Genomic DNA, 17,796 nt, shown 5'->3' on the forward strand with positions numbered 1-17,796 from the left:
CATGGCCCGTGATACCTGGTTCGAGACCGTCGCCATCGCCCAGCAGCGTGCGAAGAAACGGCTCCCCAAGTCCGCCTACTCGTCTCTGATCTCTGCCAGCGAGAAGGGCGTGACGGTCTCCGACAACGTGGAGTCGTTCGCCGAGCTCGGTTTTGCCCCGCACGTCGTGGGCATGACCGAGAAGCGTGAGATGTCGACGACCGTCATGGGGCAAGACATTTCGATGCCCGTCATCATTTCGCCGACCGGTGTGCAGGCGATCGACCCCGACGGCGAGGTGGCGGTGGCCCGGGCTGCTGCGGCACGCGGCACGGCCATGGGGCTGTCGTCGTTTGCCAGCAAGCCGATGGAGGAAGTCACCGCCGTCAACGACAAGATCTTCTTCCAGATCTACTGGCTCGGGTCCCGCGATGAGATCGCCGAGCGCGTGCAGCGCGCCAAGGACGCCGGCGCCGTCGGGCTCATCGCCACGACCGACTACAGCTTCAGCCACGGTCGCGACTGGGGCAGCCCCAAGATCCCGGAGCGCATGGATCTCAAGACCATGATCAAGATGTCTCCGGAGGTGCTCACCAAGCCGCGCTGGCTGTGGAGCTTCGGCAAGCACCTGCGCCCGCCGGACCTGCGGGTGCCCAACCAGGGCCGGCGAGGCGAGCCGGGTCCGCCGTTCTTCGACGCCTACGGGCAGTGGATGGGCACGCCGCCTCCGACCTGGGAGGACATCGCTTGGCTGCGTGAACAGTGGGGCGGACCGTTCCTGCTGAAGGGCATGGTCCGCGTGGATGACGCCAAACGTGCTGTGGATGCTGGTGTTTCGGCGATCACAGTGTCCAACCACGGCGGTAACAACCTGGACGGCACCCCTGCGGCGATCCGTTGCCTGCCTGCCATCGCCGATGCGGTGGGCGACCAGGTCGAGGTTTTGCTGGACGGCGGGATCCGCCGCGGCAGCGACGTCGTCAAGGCCGTGGCGCTCGGCGCCCGGGCCGTCATGATCGGACGTGCCTATCTGTGGGGCCTGGCCGCCAACGGCCAGGCGGGTGTCGAGAACGTGCTGGACATCCTCAGCGGCGGCATCGACTCGGCGCTGCGCGGGTTGGGCAAGTCTTCGATCCACGACCTGACGCCGGACGACATCCTGGTTCCGGAGGGCTTCACCCGGACCCTCGGGGTCCCGCGCGCCGACTCCTGACGGTTGCCGGCGGCGCGTCGCGGTGCGGCGTGACAGGGGTGGCAGGAGAGACGTACGTGATGCTCATGGCCGCTGTCGGGAAAGCAAAGGCAAATCAATTGCTGCCTGTGCTCCAACAATTGGCGCACAGTAGGTGAATTCGGCCTACGATCGGCACGTGGCGTTCCCCAGCGGGCTCGGGAACTCAACGTCGAGACAGCTACGCAGCGTGTCGCCAATGTTGATCATCCCCGTGGGCTCTACCGAGCAACATGGTCCGCACCTGCCCCTGGACACCGACACGCGGATCGCCACCGCCGTCGCCCACGCGGTTCTCGAGCACGTCGGCGGCACGCCGGCCGGCGACTGGATGGTCGCGCCGCCCATCTACTACGGCGCCAGCGGTGAGCACGAGGGGTTCCCCGGCACGGTATCGATCGGTACCGCCGCATTGCAGTCGTTGCTGGTGGAGTACGGGCGTTCGGCGTCGAGCTGGGCCTCGCGACTCGTCTTCGTCAATGGTCACGGGGGCAATGTGGAGGCGCTGGCCGCCGCGGTGACCCTGTTGCGCCGGGAGGGCCGCGATGCCGGCTGGGTTCCGTGCCTCGCCACGGGCGCCGATGCGCACGCGGGCCATACCGAAACATCTGTATTGCTACATATTTCGCCCGCCGATGTCTGGCTCGATGAGCTGACTCCCGGGAACACCGCGCCACTGGCCGAGCTCATGCCGGCGATGCGGAGGGGCGGGATTGCGGCGGTCAGCGAAGTCGGGATACTGGGTGACCCGACTACTGCGACCGCTGCCGAGGGGGAGCGTATCTTTGCTGAGATGGTCAACGGCTGCGCTGGTCGGATACGGCGGTGGCAGCCGGGCCGGAACGGATTGCTGACATGACCGGACCGAGGCTGCCCGACGGTTTTGCCGTGCAGGTGGATCGCCGGGTCAAGGTGCTCGGGGCCGGCGCGGCCCTACTCGGCGGGTCGCCTACCCGGTTGCTGCAGCTGGCTCCCACGGCGCAGACCATGCTCAACGGCGGCCGTCTGGAGGTGCACGACGCGCAGAGCGCGCAACTGGCCCGGACTTTGCTCGACGCCACGGTCGCGCATCCCCGCCCGCCCAGCGGGCCGTCGCACCGTGACGTGACGGTCATTATTCCGGTGCGCGACAACGTATCCGGCCTGCATCGGCTGATCGCGGCGTTGCGGGGTCTGCGGGTGATCGTGGTCGACGACGGCTCGGCGGTTCCGGTCTCGCAATCAGAATTTGCCGAGATGCACTGCGATGTGCAGGTGCTCCGGCACTTCCGTAGCAACGGCCCGGCGGCCGCCCGCAACACGGGCCTGGCCGCGACGGAGACCGATTTCGTGGCGTTCCTCGACTCGGATGTGGTGCCGCGGCGGGGGTGGCTGGAGGCATTGCTCGGACACTTCTGCGACCCGGCGGTGGCGCTGGTGGCGCCGCGCATCGTCGGGCTGCACACCGCCGACAACGTCGTCGCCCGGTACGAGGCCGTGCGGTCGTCGTTGGATCTCGGGATGCGGGAGGCGCCGGTGGTGCCCTACGGCCCGGTGTCCTACGTACCGAGTGCGGCCATCATCTGCCGGCGCTCCGCGCTGACCGGGGTGGGCGGGTTCGACGAGACCATGCAGTCCGGTGAGGATGTCGATCTGTGCTGGCGCCTGGTCGAATCCGGGGCCCGCCTGCGGTACGAGCCGATCGCGCTGGTTGCTCACGACCACCGGACAGATCTGCGAGAGTGGTTCAACCGCAAGGCTTTCTATGGCACCTCGGCAGCGCCGTTGACCGCCCGGCATCCGGGCAAGACCGCCCCGGTGGTGATCTCCGGGTGGACGCTGATGGTGTGGCTGCTCCTGGCCATGGGGTCGTGTTTCGGATACCTCGGCTCGGTGGTGATCGCGATCTTCACCGGCCGGCGCATCGCACGGTCCCTCAGCACGGTCGATACCGAACCCACCGAGGTCGCGGCGGTGACCGCGCGAGGGCTGTGGTCGGCGGCTCTCCAGTTGTGCTCGGCGATTTGTCGGCACTACTGGCCGGTCGCCCTGGTCGCCGCCCTGATGTTCCGGCGGGCCAGACACGCGGTGCTGGTGGCCGCGGTGCTCGACGGCGTGGTCGACTGGGCGACCCGGCGCGGCAATGCCGACGACGACACCAAACCCGTCGGCCTGCTGACCCACATCCTGCTCAAGCGTCTGGACGATCTCGCCTACGGGATGGGACTGTGGACCGGTGTGGTGCGGGAACGTCAGCTGGGCGCGCTCAAGCCGCAGCTGCGGAGCTAACCCGAGTTGGAGTGCGACGTCCTGATCGTCGGTGCCGGAAGCGCCGGATCAATTCTGGCTGAACGGCTTTCCACCGATCCCAGCTGCCAGGTCACGGTCGTTGAGGCCGGCCCGGCGCCGAGTGATCCGCGGGTGGCGGCACAGATCACCGATGCCCTGCGGCTGCCGATCGGGGCGGCCAGCTCGGTGGTCCGTCACTATGCGTCGGTGTTGACCGACAACCCGCCCCGGCACACCGAGATCATCCGGGGATCGGTGGTGGGTGGTTCCGGGGCGGTCAACGGCGGCTACTTCTGCCGGGGGTTGCCCACCGACTTCGATCGGTGGGGCGTGCCGGGGTGGACCTGGGATGATGTGCTGCCGCACTTCCGTGCCATCGAGACCGACCTGGATTTCGACACCGCCGCGCATGGGGACGGTGGGCCGATAACCGTCCGTCGGGTACGTGAATTCGACGGTTGCACAGCATCATTCGTGGATGCGGCGACGAGTTCCGGATTCGGCTGGATCGATGACCTCAATGGCTCGGACGTTGCGGCGCCACTGCCGCCCGGCGTGGGTGCCGTTCCGCTGAACATCAACGGCGGCAACAGGGTTGGGCCGGGTGGTGCCTACCTGCAGCCCGCCCTGGGCCGGCCGAATCTCCGGCTGGTGACCGACACCCGCGTTGGCCGCGTGCTGTTCCGCGCGAATCGGACCGTCGGAGTGCGGTGCGACGACGGTACGGTTCTCAGTGCTGATCGAATTATCCTGTGTTCCGGAGCAATTGGATCGGCACACCTGCTGATGCTGTCCGGTATCGGGCCGCCGGCCGAGCTTGAGGCGCTCGGCATCGACGTGGTCTCCGGCCTGCCGGTCGGCATGCGCACCGTGGACCATCCGGAATGGGTGCTACCCGTCTCCTGGGCGCCGACTCACGACCTGCCACCGCTGGAGGCCGTGCTCACCACTGCCGATGGCATCGAGGTACGTCCGTACACCGCCGGCTTCGCGGCCATGGTGCATGGGCCCGGGCACGACCCCGCCGAACTTCCGCACCTCGGGGTGGCGCTGATGCGTCCGCACTCGCGGGGCCGGGTCCGGTTGGCGTCGGCCGACCCAAAGGTGGCGCCGGTGATCGAGCACCGCTATGACAGCGTGCCCGAGGATGTGGACGCACTGCGTCGAGGCGCCGAACTTGCTCGCGAATTGGTCAGTCAGACAGCTGAAGTCGGTGATGCGTCGTGGTCGACATCGCAGCACCTGGCCGGCACCGCGCCCATGGGGGCGGGGGCTGAGGCGGTACTGGATCCGACCTGCCGGGTGTTGGGGGTCGAGGGGCTGTGGGTGGTGGATGGGTCGATCATGCCGGCCATCACCAGCCGCGGCCCGCACGCGACCATTGCCATGATCGGTCATCGGGCTGCGGAGTTTCTCGCGACCTGAGCCGCCGGACGATCCGGAGCTGCTCACCGTCGCGGCCCGGCGCCCAGATCCCGACGAACACCGCCGCCACTGCCAGCACCATCGCCATCACGAGCAGGGCTGAGTTTGTCGCGTCCAGGAAGGCCTGCTTGGCGAGCCCGCTGACGGTCGCGCCCTGCGGACCCAGTTGCCCGGCCACGGTGAGTGCCTCGGCCAGCGAGCTGAGGATGGGATCGCGTATCTCGGCGGTTAGCCCGGTTAGCTTGGGCCCCAAGTGATTCTGGTACTGGGCGGCCAGGATGGACCCGGCCACCGCGATGCCCAAGGCGGCACCGACTTCCCGGGTGGTGTCGTTCACCGCGGACGCCACGCCCTGTTTCTCGTCGGGGACCGCGCCCATGATGGCCGATGTCGTTGGCGCAGTGCACAGACCGATGCCTGTGCTGATGATCAGCAGTGGCCAGGTGTAGTCGAGGTAACCGGAGTCGAGCTGAAGCAGTCGCATGCACAACAGACCCGCGGCGATCACCAGAAGCCCGATCGTCACGCACAGCCGCAAACCCAGCCGCGGCAGGTACAGGTGCGTGGTGGCACCGAGGAGAAGTACGGGAATCATCAATGGACACAGGGCGATTGCCGTCTGAATCGGGCTGTAACCCATGACCAGCTGGATGTATTGCATGCTGACGAAGAAGTAGCCGAAGTTCGCGAAGAACAGGAACGTCACGCCCACTGCGCCGGCGGCGAAGTCGGGTTTTCTGAACAGCCGGACATCGAGTAGCGGGTGCCGCCGTTTGAGTTGCACGAAGGCGAACGCAATTGCGAGGCCGATTCCGCCGGTCATGCAACCCCATACCATTGGGTGCGTCCATCCCCGCACCGGGGCTTCCACCACCCCGAGCACGAAGATCGCCACTGCCGCGGCGATCAGTGCCGCGCCGATCCAGTCCAGCGGTGCGGCGTCCTCATCCCGGGAGGAGGACACGGTGCAGGTCAGGGCGAACAACCCCACCCCGGCGAGGGCGAAGGTCGCGAAGATGGATTGCCAGGACCAGAAGTGCAGCAACCCGCCGGTGATCAGGAAGCCGAAGACGGCTCCCGATCCGACGACGCCGGCCCAGATCCCAACTGCCTTGTTGCGCTCGGACTTTGGAAACGCGGCGGTCAGCAGGGACAGGGTGGCCGGCATGATGAAGGCAGCGCCGGCCCCGGCCACGGCACGGGACGCGATCAGCTGGACCGGGTCGTCGAACAGCATGGGCGCCGCTGAGGCGAGGACGAAGACCGCGAGGCCGGTCAGTAGGGCGCCGCGCCTGCCGTAGCGGTCGCCGATCGCACCGGCGGGCAGCAGCAGGCAGGCCAGCACCAGGGTGTACCCGTCGATCACCCAGGTGAGTTGGGCTTGGGTGGCGGCGGTCTCGCGGGCGATGTCGGGCAGCGCGGCGTTCAGGGCGACCATCGATGCGATCACGATGGAGACGTCCATACAGGCCACGGCGAGCAGCCAGTACCGCTGCCGGATCGACAGATATGCCAGGCCCGCATCTATATCCTGGCCAGAATCGACGAGGGTGTCAGACATGCCGGGCACCTCCTGCATCGATGAAGTTTCGAGACTAACAGTCTTGGAGCGAGACGGTAAGTCTGTTTTCTGGAGGTGTTGGCGAATGACTGCCGAAAGCGGTGACCCGCGTCCGGCCCGATCCCGGGCCCGGTTGCTCGAGGCGGCGACGACGCTGTTGCGGTCAGGTGGTCCGAGTGCGGTGACGGTCGACGCGGTCACCAGGGCTGCGAATGTGGCCAGGGCGACGCTGTACCGGCACTTCCCGAGCGGAAATGACTTGCTCGCCGCGGCATTTCGGGCACTCATCCCGGCTGCGCCGATGCCGCCGGAGGACGGGCCGCTGCGTGACCGACTGATTGCGCTGGTTCAGGCGCAGGCCGACTCGATCGCCGAGGCGCCGATCAGCATCACCGCGATGTCATGGTTGGCGCTCGGCGGCGACATGGAACAGCTGCCGTGGCGGACGGACGACAGCGCCGAGGTGCGGACTCTGCGTGAGCGGGTGGCCGAGCAGTACGCGCTGCCGTTCGAGGCGATCTTCGACAGCCCCGAGGCTGTGGCTGAGCTCGGCGACGTCGATCGCACGCAGGCCGCCGCGCTGCTGCTGGGTCCGATTGTGTTGGGCAAGCTCAGCACGCTGTCGGAATTCGACTACACCGCCTGCGTGCGGGCCGCGGTGGATGGCTTCCTGGCCACCCACCGAAGGTCTGGGCAGGCTCAGCGCAGCGAGTAACGAACCGGCAGGTGCTTGAGCCCGCCGACGAACGTCGTCGCGGAAAGCTCTGGTGTTCCGGCCAATTCGATGGAGTCCAGTCGGCTCAGCAACTCGGTGAACAAGCTGTTCATCTCCATCCGGGCCAGTGCTGCACCCAGGCAGAAGTGCACGCCGTATCCGAAGGCCAGGTGCTTGTTCGGATCCCGCCCGACATCGAAGCGGTGCGGGTTGTCGAAGACTTCCTCGTCACGGTTGCCCGAAACGTAGGCCAGATAGACGGATTCACCCTTGGCGATCGGCACGCCGCGCACCGTGGTGTCGGCGGTGGCGGTCCGCATGAACTCCTTGACCGGGGTGGACCACCGGATCATCTCTTCGACCGCGGTGCCCATCAACTCGGGTTGTGCCCGCAGCCTGGTCAACTGGTCGGGATTCTCGATGAGCGCGTGGAGTCCGCCGGAGATCGCGTCCTTGGTGGTGTCGTGGCCGGCGCTGGCGACGATGACGTAGTACGACGCGGTGTCGACGTCGGACAGCGGTTCCCCGTCGATGGCGCCGTTGGCGATGGCCGATGCCAGGTCCTCGGTCGGGTTCGCGCGGCGCGACGCGGTGAGCGTCGAGAAGTAGGCGAAGAAGTCCATCAGGACGGCGAGCTGGTCCTCCAGCGAGCCGCCCTCACGCTTGTACTCGTCGTCGTCCCCGCCGAACATCTCCTGGGTGAGCATGTGCATGCGCGAGAAGTCCTCCTCGGGCAGGCCGAGCAGGGACATGATCACGTAGAGCGGGAAGTCGACGGCGATGGCGGTGACGAAATCGCACTCGGGCCCGATATCCCGCATCTTGTCGACATAACGTTTGGCGAGCTCGTCGACGCGAACCTTGAGTGCCCGCATTGCCTTGGGGCGGAACCAATCTGCGCCGATGGCCCGCACCTTGCGGTGGTGGGGATCGTCCATGTGGATCAGGGTGCGCAGGCCCATGCCGGCCTCGAGTTGCTGTTTGGCCAGATCGTCGGCGGCGGCGGTGGACAGGAGCGGCCGCGGCTCGCTGATGAAGAGCTCGTTGTCCCGTTCGACGGCCATGATGTCCGCGTGCCTGGTGATCGCCCAGAACGGCCGGTAGGGCCGGTTGTCCACCCAGGCCACCGGATTGTTGGCGCGCAAATGGGTCAGCGCGGAGTGCAGGCGTGCGTCGTCGGCGTAGGCCGTCGGATCGGCGAGCACCTTCGCGGCGTCATCCATCGTCGGCGCGCTCATTCAGACTCCTCAGTGCCGGGGATTTGACGGGTGTCAATTACCCACCATATGTGATCGGCGCCACGTAAGGGAGCTGATTTTGTCGATCGGCCCCGTACGCTCGCAGCCATGCGGTCTGGGCGTCGCGTCGTCGCGTTGCTGGCAGTGCTGGCGATGCTGGTGGGAGGCTGTGCACGTGGTGGCGGTCACGCGGCGACGCCCGGTCATCCGGCCGTTGATCCGCCGGGTCACCTGCAGGGGCGGGACCCGGCGATCGTCCAGACCACAGCCGGAACCCTGCGCGGCACAGTGGCATCCGACCACCGCCTGTTCGCCGGGCTGCCGTATGCCGCCGCCCCGGTGGGACCTATGCGGTTCTCCGCACCGGCGCCCGCACCGGGATGGCCGGGGGAGCGCGACGCCACCCGGCCTGGCCCGCGGTGCATCCAGGACCCCGATTCAGATCCCGAGCGCGGGGCCAACTCTGCCGAGGACTGCCTGAGTCTGAACGTCTGGACACCGCCGGTCTCGGATGAGTTGCGCCCCGTGATGGTGTGGATCCACGGCGGCGCGTTCGTGGGCGGCAGCAGCGATATCTACGATGCGGGGCGGCTGGCCGCGCATGGCGACATCGTGGTGGTGACGATCAATTACCGTCTCGGCACGCTGGGGTTCCTGGCGCACCCGGCGCTGGGGGCCGGTGGTGACATCGGCAACTACGGCCTGGCCGACCAGCAGGCGGCGCTGCGGTGGGTGCGCGACAACATCGCCGACTTCGGCGGCGATCCGGAAAAGGTCACCGTCGCCGGTGAATCCGCGGGTGGCATGTCGGTGTGCGATCACCTGGTGTCGCCGGGTTCAGCTGGATTGTTCCGAGCTGCGATCCTCATGAGCGCGCCGTGCCACGCGCAGGCCGACCTTGCCACGGCCACCCGCCGCTCCCTCGATTACGCGGCCGCTGTCGGATGCCCAGATCTCGCGGTGGCTGCCACCTGCCTGCGTGCACTGCCGGTGGACAGGCTGCGAAAACCGGTGTGGTACTTCAATATCGGCAGTGACGATCTGACCGGTCCGGTCACCGGATCGGCATTGGTTCCCCAGGCCCCGCTGGCGGCATTCGGATCTGACCGCGCAGACCCGGTGCCGGTGCTCATCGGCACCACCCGTGATGAGTTCACGCTTTTCGTGGCGTTGCGCTACCTCCGTCAGGGTCAGCGCTACGTCGCGGCGGACTACCCGCGGCTGCTGTCCGAGACCTTCGGCGCCGATGCTGCGGCGGTCGGCGCCTCCTACCCGATCGATCGGTACGGCGGTGTGGCACAGGCATATTCGGCGGCCGTCACCGACGGTGACTTTGCGTGTGTCTCGGAGCGGATGGCCGGTGAGCTGTCCCGGACCGGGCCGGTCTACGCCTACGAGTTCAACGATCGCTCCGCGCCGGCGCCGGAGGTCATGCGAACGCTGCCTTTCCCCATCGGGGCCAGTCACTCGCTGGAGCTTCGCTATCTGTTCGACGTCGGCGGGGCGCCCCCGCTGGACCCCGCGCAGCAACAGCTCTCGGACCAGATGATCGACTACTGGAGCGCTTTCGTGCGCACCGGTGATCCCGCGGTCGACGGTCAACCGGCCTGGCCTGGGTTCGATCCGGCGGCCGACGGCGCCCGAATGTCGTTGCAAGCCGACGGCAGTCGTGTCGACAATGGCTACGCACATGAGCATCAATGCCCGTTCTGGGCCGGGCTGAGGGAGAAGTGAACGCGATGGCGACACCGGACCCACATGCATTCGCCGAGGAATGGGTGAAGGCGTGGAACGCGCACGACGTGGAGGCGGTGCTGGCGCATTTCCACGACGACGTGATGTTCAGCTCGCCGGTCGCGGCGCGGGTGTTACCCGAGACCGGTGGCGTGGTGCGGGGCAAGGACGCGCTGCGCCACTACTGGACCACGGCGTTGGCCGCCTATCCCGATCTGCATTTCGAGGTGCTCGGCACCTACTGCGGCGAATCGGCACTGGTGATCCACTACCGCAATCAACTCGGCGGACTGGTCAACGAGGTGCTGCTGTTCGACGGTGCACTGGTGCGCGAGGGGCATGGCACCTATCTCGACTAGCGCACGCTCGATGGCCTAGGCCGGAGTGACCCAGGTGGTGATGTCGGCGTGCACCACCTCGACGCCGTGGCGGTCGGTGATGCTGACCGGCACCACGATGTCGGTGCCCTCGGCGATGGTGCCGAAATCCGGCGGGGTGAGCTCGGCCCTGGCCCGCAGCGACGTGGTGGCCTTGGCGAGGTACTGCACGTTCATCGCCTTGGGGATCCAGCGGTGCGTCGTCGGCACGGTGGCCTCCATCAGCATGCCCATCGCCATCTCGGCGGCATTGCACGACGCGATCGCGTGCACGGTGTGCAGGTGGTTGTAGACGTAGAACCACTTCGGCACGGTCACCTCGGCCAGGCCGGGCTCCATATGTACGACGTGGGGAAGGATCGACGCGAAATACGGCACCCGGGCCATGGCGGCGGCGGAGAACGCCCAGCTGCCGCCGGGGAGCGTCGACATTTTCTTCCAGGCTCGATACGTAGGGCTGGGCTGCGTCATGCGGCATACCTTACTCAGAAGTAAGTTCCGGGTACCGGGCGTACTCGGTCCGTGCGCCGGGGTGGGGGTCCCCGATCAACGGCACCCGTCGCGTGCGAAGCGCTGTGGTGGTCCGGAGCGAGATTTTCCGCCATGGCGCTACATACGCGGACCGTTTCCGACCTGCGGTGGCCGGGCCGGAAAACTACCGCCGGCCCCGTAAGTTGGACGCCGTTTCGCTCGGCCGCATCGACGGCCTCCGACCTGCTAGATCGTGGATTTGGAGCATGCTCGGATCTAAGGCATACTGTTCGGGTTGCCTTGCGCCGGGTATTCCTGGCCGGGCATCCGACCCGCGCCCCCACGGGCGCATCCGGTCCCAACACCAGATCGCGACTGATTTTCAGGGCGAGAAAGTGTGCGAGAAGGCGACACGCCCGACCGCGGGGGCCGGTGGACCACAGACAGGTAAACAGCGGCGGCAAATTCTCGGCGCACCCGCGCCGGGGCACCAGGCCCGACGGGTTTCGGTGGGTTTTCCCATCGAGATCTGATACGGCCGGCCGATGTACGAAGTAGAGGTAGGAGAAGCGTGGCGGGACAGAAGATCCGCATCAGGCTCAAGGCCTACGACCATGAGGCCATTGATGCCTCGGCGCGCAAGATCGTCGAGACGGTCACCCGTACCGGTGCCAGCGTGGTGGGCCCCGTGCCGTTGCCGACCGAGAAGAACATTTACTGCGTCATTCGGTCGCCGCACAAGTACAAGGACTCGCGGGAGCATTTCGAAATGCGCACCCACAAGCGCCTGATCGACATCCTCGACCCGACGCCGAAGACGGTTGACGCGCTCATGCGCATCGACCTGCCGGCCAGTGTCGACGTCAACATCCAGTAGGAGACCCGAGAAAAATGGCTAGAAAAGGCATTTTGGGCACCAAGCTGGGCATGACGCAGGTGTTCGACGAGAACAACAAAGTCGTCCCGGTGACGGTCGTCAAGGCCGGCCCCAACGTGGTGACCCTTATCCGTACCCCCGAGCGCGACGGCTACAGCGCCGTGCAGCTCGCCTATGGCGAGATCAGCCCGCGCAAGGTCAATAAGCCCGTCACCGGCCAGTACGCCGCCGCGGGTGTCAACCCGCGCCGCCACCTGGCTGAGCTCCGGGTCGACGAGGCTGCCGCCGCCGAGTACGAGGTGGGCCAGGAGCTGACCGCCGAGATCTTCGCCGACGGTGCTTTCGTCGACGTGACCGGCACCAGCAAGGGCAAGGGCTTCGCCGGCACCATGAAGCGTCACGGCTTCGCCGGCCAGGGTGCCAGCCACGGCGCCCAGGCAGTGCACCGTCGCCCCGGCTCCATCGGTGGCTGTGCCACCCCGGGCCGCGTGTTCAAGGGCACCCGGATGTCGGGCCGCATGGGCCACGACCGGGTGACCACGCAGAACCTCAAGGTTCACAAGGTCGATGCCGAGAACGGCGTGCTGTTGATCAAGGGCGCAATCCCCGGACGCAACGGTGGTCTGGTGGTTGTCCGCAGCGCAATCAAGCGAGGCGAGAAGTAATGACTCTCAAAATTGATGTGAAGACCCCGGCCGGAAAGACCGACGGTTCCGTCGAGCTGCCCGCCGCACTGTTCGACGTCGAGCCCAACATCGCTCTGATGCACCAGGTGGTCAACGCACAGTTGGCCGCCAAGCGCCAGGGCACGCACTCGACGAAGACCCGCGCCCAGGTCTCCGGTGGCGGCAAGAAGCCGTACCGGCAGAAGGGCACCGGCCGCGCTCGTCAGGGCTCGACCCGTGCGCCGCAGTTCACCGGTGGTGGCGTCGTGCACGGCCCGCAACCGCGCGACTACAGCCAGCGGACCCCGAAGAAGATGATCGCTGCTGCCCTGCGCGGTGCGCTGTCGGACCGGGCCCGCAATGAGCGCATCCACGCGATCACCGAACTGGTCGAAGGTCAGACCCCGTCAACCAAGAGCGCAAAGTCGTTCCTGGAAGCGATCACCGACCGCCGCAAGGTGCTCGTGATCATCGGCCGGACCGACGAAGTGGGCGCCCGCAGCGTTCGCAACCTGCCTGGTGTGCATGTGATCTCGCCGGATCAGCTGAACACCTACGACGTGCTCAATGCCGACGACCTGGTGTTCAGCGTCGAGGCGCTGAACGCGTACATCTCGGCGAGCACCAAGGACCAAAAAGAAGGAGCGTCGGTCTGATGGCAACGATTACAGACCCCCGCGACATCATCTTGGCCCCGGTCATCTCGGAGAAGTCGTACGGGCTGATCGAGGACAACGTGTACACGTTCGTCGTGCACCCGGACTCGAACAAGACGCAGATCAAGATCGCTATCGAGAAGATCTTCGACGTCAAGGTCAGTTCGGTGAACACCGCCAACCGGCAGGGCAAGCGCAAGCGCACCCGCTCGGGCTTCGGTAAGCGCAAGGACACCAAGCGTGCCATTGTCACCCTGGCCGCCGGCAGCAAGCCGATCGAACTGTTCGGAGCCCCGGCGTAACGCCGGGAACTAAGAGGATTTAACTGATATGGGAATTCGCAAGTACAAGCCGACGACCCCGGGTCGTCGCGGTTCGAGCGTCTCCGATTTCGCCGAGATCACTCGCTCGACTCCGGAGAAATCGCTGATTCGCCCGCTGCACGGCACCGGTGGGCGTAACGCCCACGGCCGCATCACCACCCGGCACAAGGGTGGCGGCCACAAGCGCGCCTACCGCCTCATCGACTTCCGTCGCCACGACAAGGACGGCGTCAACGCCAAGGTCGCTCACATCGAGTACGACCCGAACCGCACGGCGAACATCGCGCTGCTGCACTACCTGGACGGCGAGAAGCGCTACATCATCGCGCCCCAGGGCCTGAAGCAGGGCGACGTGATCGAGCAGGGGCCGAACGCCGACATCAAGCCGGGTAACAACCTGCCGCTGCGCAACATCCCCGCCGGTACCGTGATCCACGCTGTGGAGCTGCGGCCCGGTGGCGGTGCCAAGCTGGGCCGCTCGGCCGGTGTCAGCATCCAGTTGCTGGGTAAGGAAGGCACCTACGCCTCGCTGCGTATGCCGTCCGGTGAGATCCGTCGCGTCGACGTGCGCTGCCGCGCCACCGTCGGCGAGGTCGGCAACAAGGAGCAGGCCAACATCAACTGGGGTAAGGCCGGCCGTATGCGGTGGAAGGGCAAGCGCCCGACCGTCCGTGGTGTCGTGATGAACCCGGTTGACCACCCGCATGGTGGTGGTGAAGGCAAGACCTCCGGTGGCCGCCATCCGGTCAGCCCGTGGGGTAAGCCCGAGGGCCGTACCCGTAAGCCCAACAAGCCGAGCGACAAGCTCATCGTCCGTCGCCGGCGCACCGGCAAGAAGCGCTAGGCCGCGGAAGGAGTAGCAGCGATGCCTCGTAGTCTGAAAAAGGGTCCGTTCGTCGACGACCATCTTCTCAAGAAGGTCGACGTTCAGAACGACAAGAACACCAAGCAGGTCATCAAGACCTGGTCACGTCGGTCGACCATTCTCCCCGACTTCATCGGGCACACGTTTGCGGTGCATGACGGCCGCAAGCATGTCCCGGTGTTCGTCACCGAGGCGATGGTTGGGCACAAGCTCGGCGAATTCGCCCCGACGCGCACCTTCAAGGGTCACATCAAGGACGACCGGAAGAGCAAGCGGCGATGAGTACCACTGTCATTGAATACCCGTCCGCGCAGGCGAAGGCACGCTTCGTGCGCGTCTCGGCCAGCAAGGCGCGCCGCGTCATCGATCTGGTCCGCGGCAAGAGCGTCGAGGAAGCCCTCGACATCTTGCGGTGGGCGCCGCAGGGGGCCAGCGAGACGGTCGCCAAGGTGATCGCCAGCGCTGCCGCCAACGCGCAGAACAACGAGGGTCTGGACCCGACGACGCTGGTGGTTGCGACCATCACCGCCGACGAGGGCCCGACCGCCAAGCGCATCCGTCCGCGCGCCCAGGGGCGTGCGTTCCGGATTCGTAAGCGCACCAGCCACATCACCGTGATCGTGGAGAGCCGTCCGCCCAAGCAGAAGGGTGCGTCCGCCGCGTCGGCACGTAGCCGTCGTGCGCAGGGCAGCAAGGCCGCCGCCGTGAAGGGCACGGCCGAGACGAAGGGAGGCTCGGAGTAGTGGGCCAGAAGATCAATCCCCACGGTTTCCGGCTCGGTATCACGACCGAGTGGAAGTCCCGGTGGTACGCCGACAAGCAGTACAAGGACTACGTGAAGGAAGACGTCGCCATCCGGCGTCTGCTGGCCACTGGTCTTGAGCGCGCCGGCATCGCCGACGTGGAGATCGAACGGACTCGCGACAGAGTTCGAGTTGATATCCACACCGCGCGTCCCGGCATCGTCATCGGTCGCCGCGGCACCGAGGCCGACCGCATCCGCGCCGACCTGGAGAAGCTGACCAAGAAGCAGGTTCAGCTCAACATCCTCGAGGTGAAGAACCCTGAGTCGACGGCACAGCTCGTCGCCCAGGGTGTCGCCGAGCAGCTGAGCAACCGTGTGGCGTTCCGTCGCGCGATGCGCAAGGCGATCCAGTCGGCGATGCGTCAGCCCAACGTCAAGGGCATCCGGGTCCAGTGCTCGGGCCGCCTCGGCGGTGCCGAGATGAGCCGCTCGGAGTTCTACCGCGAGGGTCGGGTTCCGCTGCACACGCTGCGCGCGGACATCGACTACGGCCTGTACGAGGCCAAGACCACCTTCGGCCGGATCGGTGTGAAGGTGTGGATCTACAAGGGCGACATCGTCGGTGGCAAGCGTGAGCTGACCGCCGCCGCACCGGCCAGTGACCGGCCGCGTCGTGAGCGTCCGTCGGGTACCCGGCCGCGTCGTAGCGGTTCCTCGGGCACCACGGCGACGAGCACTGAGGCCGGCCGCGCTGCGACCGGAGATGCGCCCGCAGCTACTGAGGCCCCCGCCGCTGTCGAGGCTGCGCCGGCCGCTGAGAGCACGGAGAGCTAATCATGCTGATTCCCCGTAAGGTCAAGCACCGCAAGCAGCATCACCCGCGCCAGCGTGGCATCGCCAGCGGTGGCACGTCGGTGAGCTTCGGTGACTACGGCATCCAGGCCCTGGGCCACGCCTACATCACCAACCGGCAGATCGAGTCCGCTCGTATCGCCATCAACCGGCACATCAAGCGTGGCGGCAAGGTCTGGATCAACATCTTCCCGGACCGCCCGCTGACCAAGAAGCCCGCCGAGACCCGCATGGGTTCCGGTAAGGGTTCGCCGGAGTGGTGGATCGCCAACGTCAAGCCGGGACGCATTTTGTTCGAGATCAGCTACCCCGACGAGAAGATCGCCAAGGAAGCACTGACTCGCGCAATCCACAAGCTGCCGATCAAGGCACGCATCGTGAGTCGAGAGGAGCAGTTCTGATGGCAGTGGGAACTACGCCTGGTGAGCTGCGTGAACTGTCCGACACCGAGTTGACGGCAAAGCTGCGCGAGTCGAAGGAAGAGCTGTTCAACCTGCGCTTCCAGATGGCGACCGGTCAGCTGGCCAACAACCGTCGGCTGCGCATTGTGCGCCAGGAGATTGCACGGGTCTACACCGTGCTGCGTGAACGTGAGTTGGGTCTGGCTTCCGGGCCCGTTGGTGAGGATTCGTAATGGCAGAAACCAAGGGCCCCAAGCACACCCCGGCCACCGAGAAGCCGCGTGGCCGTCGTAAGACCGCCATCGGCTACGTGGTGAGCGACAAGATGCAGAAGACCATCGTGGTCGAGCTGGAAGATCGTAAGAGCCACCCGCTCTACGGCAAGATCATCCGGACCACCAAGAAGGTCAAGGCGCACGACGAGAACGGCGACGCCGGTATCGGCGACCGCGTCTCGTTGATGGAGACCCGTCCGACGTCGGCCACCAAGCGCTGGCGTCTGGTCGAGGTGCTCGAAAAGGCCAAGTAGCCTTCTCCGCGCGAGCAGACGTAAAACCCCCCATTTTCCAAGGAAAATGGGGGGTTTTACGTCTGCTCGGCTTGGGCGTCTGGCAGCCTTTTCTGCTCGCCCTCACATGGTCGGCGGCATCAGCACCTTGTCGATGAGATAGACGGTGGCATTGGCGGTGTGGACCCCGCCGCACACCACCGATGCGTCGTTGACTTTCAGTGCGTCACCCGACCCGGTCACCGTCGACGACGGCGATGCCCCCACCGGCGTCGCTGCGTCAACGGGCGCTTGCGGTTTCACGCGATCGTCACCGTGACCGCTTCCGTTGGCGCACAAGCTTGGTGGCCGCCGCCGCGGCCCTGGTCGTCGCCGCGGGCGGCTTCGGCGCGGGGTTGGTGCTGCGCCCGGTGAGTGCGCCGACCACCGCCGAGCAGGTGCTCTCGGCCGACGATGTCCGCACGGCGACCGGCCAACTCAGTGCCGGTGGTACCGCGACGTTCGTGTACTCCCGCGATGAGGGGACCGGCGTGCTGGTGATGAACAACGCCATCCCCCCTCCGGAAGGCATGGCCTACCAGATGTGGCTCATGACCGACCAAGGGCCGGAGTCGGCAGGGATGATGGAAACCATGGCGCCGTCGACTACGGCCATGGTCCACGATCTGGGGGATTCGACCGCGTTGGCGTTCACCATGGAACCCGACGGCGGGTCACCCCAGCCGACGGGGGAGATGGTGGCCCGGCTTTCGCTGACGTGAGGCGACACCCTGATCTCACCGGAAACTGCAAAGGCTGCACTCGAACTGGTCAACCAGAAGCTGGGGCCGCGACCGATCGTCGCCGTCCTGTGACTCCATAACGGGGCCAGCCAACCGTAGGGAAGCCATCAAACTCGCCGGCCG

Annotated in this window: 21 protein-coding genes and 2 pseudogenes; 19 read left to right on the forward strand and 4 right to left on the reverse strand. The window is 66.5% G+C overall.

What is annotated here, in order from left to right:
* Position 1: 1 nt before the first annotated feature.
* The 4 genes from mftD (at position 2) to mftG (ending at position 4,903) form a co-directional block, all read left to right on the forward strand.
* Positions 2 to 1,192, forward strand: coding sequence for a pre-mycofactocin synthase MftD (mftD, locus tag HBE63_RS01290; protein WP_166902604.1), 1,191 nt, complete (start codon positions 2 to 4; stop codon positions 1,190 to 1,192).
* 133 nt (positions 1,193 to 1,325) lie between these two features.
* A complete protein-coding gene (gene mftE, locus HBE63_RS01295; protein WP_166902606.1) occupies positions 1,326 to 2,069 on the forward strand; it encodes a mycofactocin biosynthesis peptidyl-dipeptidase MftE in 744 nt (247 codons plus the stop codon).
* Positions 2,066 to 3,478: a mycofactocin biosynthesis glycosyltransferase MftF gene (gene mftF, locus HBE63_RS01300; RefSeq protein WP_166902608.1), complete on the forward strand. Its 1,413-nt coding sequence runs from the start codon at positions 2,066 to 2,068 to the stop codon at positions 3,476 to 3,478. The genes mftE and mftF overlap by 4 nt, the downstream gene beginning before the upstream one ends.
* Positions 3,479 to 3,484: 6 nt before the next feature.
* Entirely contained in the window at positions 3,485 to 4,903 is a 1,419-nt protein-coding gene (gene mftG, locus HBE63_RS01305) for a mycofactocin system GMC family oxidoreductase MftG (RefSeq protein WP_166902610.1), read from the forward strand.
* Here the strand turns inward: mftG and HBE63_RS01310 are convergent.
* Positions 4,833 to 6,464: an MFS transporter gene (locus HBE63_RS01310; RefSeq protein ID WP_166902612.1), complete on the reverse strand. Its 1,632-nt coding sequence runs from the start codon at positions 6,462 to 6,464 to the stop codon at positions 4,833 to 4,835. The genes mftG and HBE63_RS01310 overlap by 71 nt on opposite strands.
* Before the next feature lie 85 nt (positions 6,465 to 6,549).
* Between HBE63_RS01310 and HBE63_RS01315 the strand changes: the two genes are divergently transcribed.
* Positions 6,550 to 7,179, forward strand: coding sequence for a TetR/AcrR family transcriptional regulator (locus tag HBE63_RS01315; RefSeq protein WP_166902613.1), 630 nt, complete (start codon positions 6,550 to 6,552; stop codon positions 7,177 to 7,179).
* Here HBE63_RS01315 and HBE63_RS01320 read toward each other — a convergent pair.
* Positions 7,164 to 8,417: a cytochrome P450 gene (locus HBE63_RS01320; protein ID WP_166902615.1), complete on the reverse strand. Its 1,254-nt coding sequence runs from the start codon at positions 8,415 to 8,417 to the stop codon at positions 7,164 to 7,166. The two genes, HBE63_RS01315 and HBE63_RS01320, sit on opposite strands and share 16 nt — an antisense overlap.
* 108 nt (positions 8,418 to 8,525) lie before the next feature.
* On the opposite strand from HBE63_RS01320, the gene HBE63_RS01325 reads away from it, so the two are divergent.
* Positions 8,526 to 10,151, forward strand: coding sequence for a carboxylesterase/lipase family protein (locus HBE63_RS01325; RefSeq protein WP_166902617.1), 1,626 nt, complete (start codon positions 8,526 to 8,528; stop codon positions 10,149 to 10,151).
* Positions 10,152 to 10,156: 5 nt separating this feature from the next.
* Complete coding sequence (locus HBE63_RS01330) at positions 10,157 to 10,510, forward strand: nuclear transport factor 2 family protein (RefSeq protein WP_166902619.1); 354 nt, start codon at positions 10,157 to 10,159, stop codon at positions 10,508 to 10,510.
* A gap of 15 nt (positions 10,511 to 10,525) precedes the next feature.
* Here HBE63_RS01330 and HBE63_RS01335 read toward each other — a convergent pair whose 3' ends face one another.
* Positions 10,526 to 10,999: a hotdog fold domain-containing protein gene (locus tag HBE63_RS01335; RefSeq protein ID WP_166902621.1), complete on the reverse strand. Its 474-nt coding sequence runs from the start codon at positions 10,997 to 10,999 to the stop codon at positions 10,526 to 10,528.
* 571 nt (positions 11,000 to 11,570) lie between these two features.
* Here HBE63_RS01335 and rpsJ point away from each other — a divergent pair.
* From rpsJ to rpsQ, 11 genes and pseudogenes are all read left to right on the forward strand, one after another.
* Positions 11,571 to 11,876: a 30S ribosomal protein S10 gene (rpsJ, locus tag HBE63_RS01340; protein WP_003925843.1), complete on the forward strand. Its 306-nt coding sequence runs from the start codon at positions 11,571 to 11,573 to the stop codon at positions 11,874 to 11,876.
* A gap of 14 nt (positions 11,877 to 11,890) precedes the next feature.
* Positions 11,891 to 12,541, forward strand: a complete 651-nt coding sequence (gene rplC, locus HBE63_RS01345) for a 50S ribosomal protein L3 (protein ID WP_166902623.1) — start codon at positions 11,891 to 11,893, stop codon at positions 12,539 to 12,541.
* Positions 12,541 to 13,197, forward strand: a complete 657-nt coding sequence (gene rplD / locus HBE63_RS01350; RefSeq protein ID WP_166902625.1) for a 50S ribosomal protein L4 — start codon at positions 12,541 to 12,543, stop codon at positions 13,195 to 13,197. The genes rplC and rplD overlap by 1 nt, the downstream gene beginning before the upstream one ends.
* Positions 13,197 to 13,499, forward strand: a complete 303-nt coding sequence (gene rplW, locus HBE63_RS01355; protein ID WP_044516131.1) for a 50S ribosomal protein L23 — start codon at positions 13,197 to 13,199, stop codon at positions 13,497 to 13,499. The genes rplD and rplW overlap by 1 nt, the downstream gene beginning before the upstream one ends.
* A gap of 28 nt (positions 13,500 to 13,527) precedes the next feature.
* Positions 13,528 to 14,364 carry a 50S ribosomal protein L2 gene (gene rplB, locus HBE63_RS01360; RefSeq protein WP_166902628.1) on the forward strand — a complete coding sequence of 279 codons (837 nt, stop codon included), beginning with the start codon at positions 13,528 to 13,530 and terminating at the stop codon, positions 14,362 to 14,364.
* A gap of 21 nt (positions 14,365 to 14,385) precedes the next feature.
* On the forward strand, positions 14,386 to 14,667 hold the full coding sequence (gene rpsS / locus HBE63_RS01365; protein WP_044516135.1) for a 30S ribosomal protein S19: 282 nt from the start codon (positions 14,386 to 14,388) through the stop codon (positions 14,665 to 14,667).
* Positions 14,664 to 15,113: pseudogene (rplV, locus tag HBE63_RS01370) on the forward strand (50S ribosomal protein L22); the annotation flags it as partial. The gene rpsS and the pseudogene rplV, both read left to right, overlap by 4 nt.
* Positions 15,114 to 15,127: 14 nt before the next feature.
* Positions 15,128 to 15,964: a 30S ribosomal protein S3 gene (rpsC, locus tag HBE63_RS01375; protein ID WP_166902631.1), complete on the forward strand. Its 837-nt coding sequence runs from the start codon at positions 15,128 to 15,130 to the stop codon at positions 15,962 to 15,964.
* A gap of 2 nt (positions 15,965 to 15,966) precedes the next feature.
* Complete coding sequence (gene rplP / locus HBE63_RS01380; RefSeq protein ID WP_036441254.1) at positions 15,967 to 16,383, forward strand: 50S ribosomal protein L16; 417 nt, start codon at positions 15,967 to 15,969, stop codon at positions 16,381 to 16,383.
* Positions 16,383 to 16,616: a 50S ribosomal protein L29 gene (gene rpmC, locus HBE63_RS01385; protein WP_166902633.1), complete on the forward strand. Its 234-nt coding sequence runs from the start codon at positions 16,383 to 16,385 to the stop codon at positions 16,614 to 16,616. The genes rplP and rpmC overlap by 1 nt, the downstream gene beginning before the upstream one ends.
* Positions 16,616 to 16,912 (forward strand): 30S ribosomal protein S17, encoded by a 297-nt coding sequence (gene rpsQ / locus HBE63_RS01390; RefSeq protein WP_055109976.1) that lies wholly within the window; start codon positions 16,616 to 16,618, stop codon positions 16,910 to 16,912. The genes rpmC and rpsQ overlap by 1 nt, the downstream gene beginning before the upstream one ends.
* A 102-nt stretch (positions 16,913 to 17,014) precedes the next feature.
* On the opposite strand, the pseudogene HBE63_RS01395 reads toward rpsQ, so the two are convergent.
* Positions 17,015 to 17,143: pseudogene (locus tag HBE63_RS01395) on the reverse strand (fasciclin domain-containing protein); the annotation flags it as partial.
* A gap of 92 nt (positions 17,144 to 17,235) precedes the next feature.
* Here HBE63_RS01395 and HBE63_RS01400 point away from each other — a divergent pair.
* Positions 17,236 to 17,652 (forward strand): anti-sigma factor, encoded by a 417-nt coding sequence (locus HBE63_RS01400; protein ID WP_371814870.1) that lies wholly within the window; start codon positions 17,236 to 17,238, stop codon positions 17,650 to 17,652.
* The last annotated feature ends 144 nt before the right edge of the window (positions 17,653 to 17,796 follow it).

The sequence above is a fragment of the Mycobacterium sp. DL440 genome (assembly GCF_011745145.1).
Classification (GTDB): Bacteria; Actinomycetota; Actinomycetes; order Mycobacteriales; family Mycobacteriaceae; genus Mycobacterium.

Coding starts and splice junctions, on each gene's coding strand:
- rplW (WP_044516131.1), top strand. CDS start 13,197: ATGGCAACGATTACAGACCCCCGCGACATCATCTTGGCCCCGGTCATC.
- rplB (WP_166902628.1), top strand. CDS start 13,528: ATGGGAATTCGCAAGTACAAGCCGACGACCCCGGGTCGTCGCGGTTCG.
- HBE63_RS01325 (WP_166902617.1), top strand. CDS start 8,526: ATGCGGTCTGGGCGTCGCGTCGTCGCGTTGCTGGCAGTGCTGGCGATG.
- rplD (WP_166902625.1), top strand. CDS start 12,541: ATGACTCTCAAAATTGATGTGAAGACCCCGGCCGGAAAGACCGACGGT.
- mftF (WP_166902608.1), top strand. CDS start 2,066: ATGACCGGACCGAGGCTGCCCGACGGTTTTGCCGTGCAGGTGGATCGC.
- rpsS (WP_044516135.1), top strand. CDS start 14,386: ATGCCTCGTAGTCTGAAAAAGGGTCCGTTCGTCGACGACCATCTTCTC.
- rpmC (WP_166902633.1), top strand. CDS start 16,383: ATGGCAGTGGGAACTACGCCTGGTGAGCTGCGTGAACTGTCCGACACC.
- HBE63_RS01335 (WP_166902621.1), bottom strand. CDS start 10,999: ATGACGCAGCCCAGCCCTACGTATCGAGCCTGGAAGAAAATGTCGACG.
- HBE63_RS01320 (WP_166902615.1), bottom strand. CDS start 8,417: ATGAGCGCGCCGACGATGGATGACGCCGCGAAGGTGCTCGCCGATCCG.
- HBE63_RS01310 (WP_166902612.1), bottom strand. CDS start 6,464: ATGTCTGACACCCTCGTCGATTCTGGCCAGGATATAGATGCGGGCCTG.
- HBE63_RS01330 (WP_166902619.1), top strand. CDS start 10,157: ATGGCGACACCGGACCCACATGCATTCGCCGAGGAATGGGTGAAGGCG.
- HBE63_RS01315 (WP_166902613.1), top strand. CDS start 6,550: ATGACTGCCGAAAGCGGTGACCCGCGTCCGGCCCGATCCCGGGCCCGG.
- mftD (WP_166902604.1), top strand. CDS start 2: ATGGCCCGTGATACCTGGTTCGAGACCGTCGCCATCGCCCAGCAGCGT.
- rplC (WP_166902623.1), top strand. CDS start 11,891: ATGGCTAGAAAAGGCATTTTGGGCACCAAGCTGGGCATGACGCAGGTG.
- rpsQ (WP_055109976.1), top strand. CDS start 16,616: ATGGCAGAAACCAAGGGCCCCAAGCACACCCCGGCCACCGAGAAGCCG.
- rplP (WP_036441254.1), top strand. CDS start 15,967: ATGCTGATTCCCCGTAAGGTCAAGCACCGCAAGCAGCATCACCCGCGC.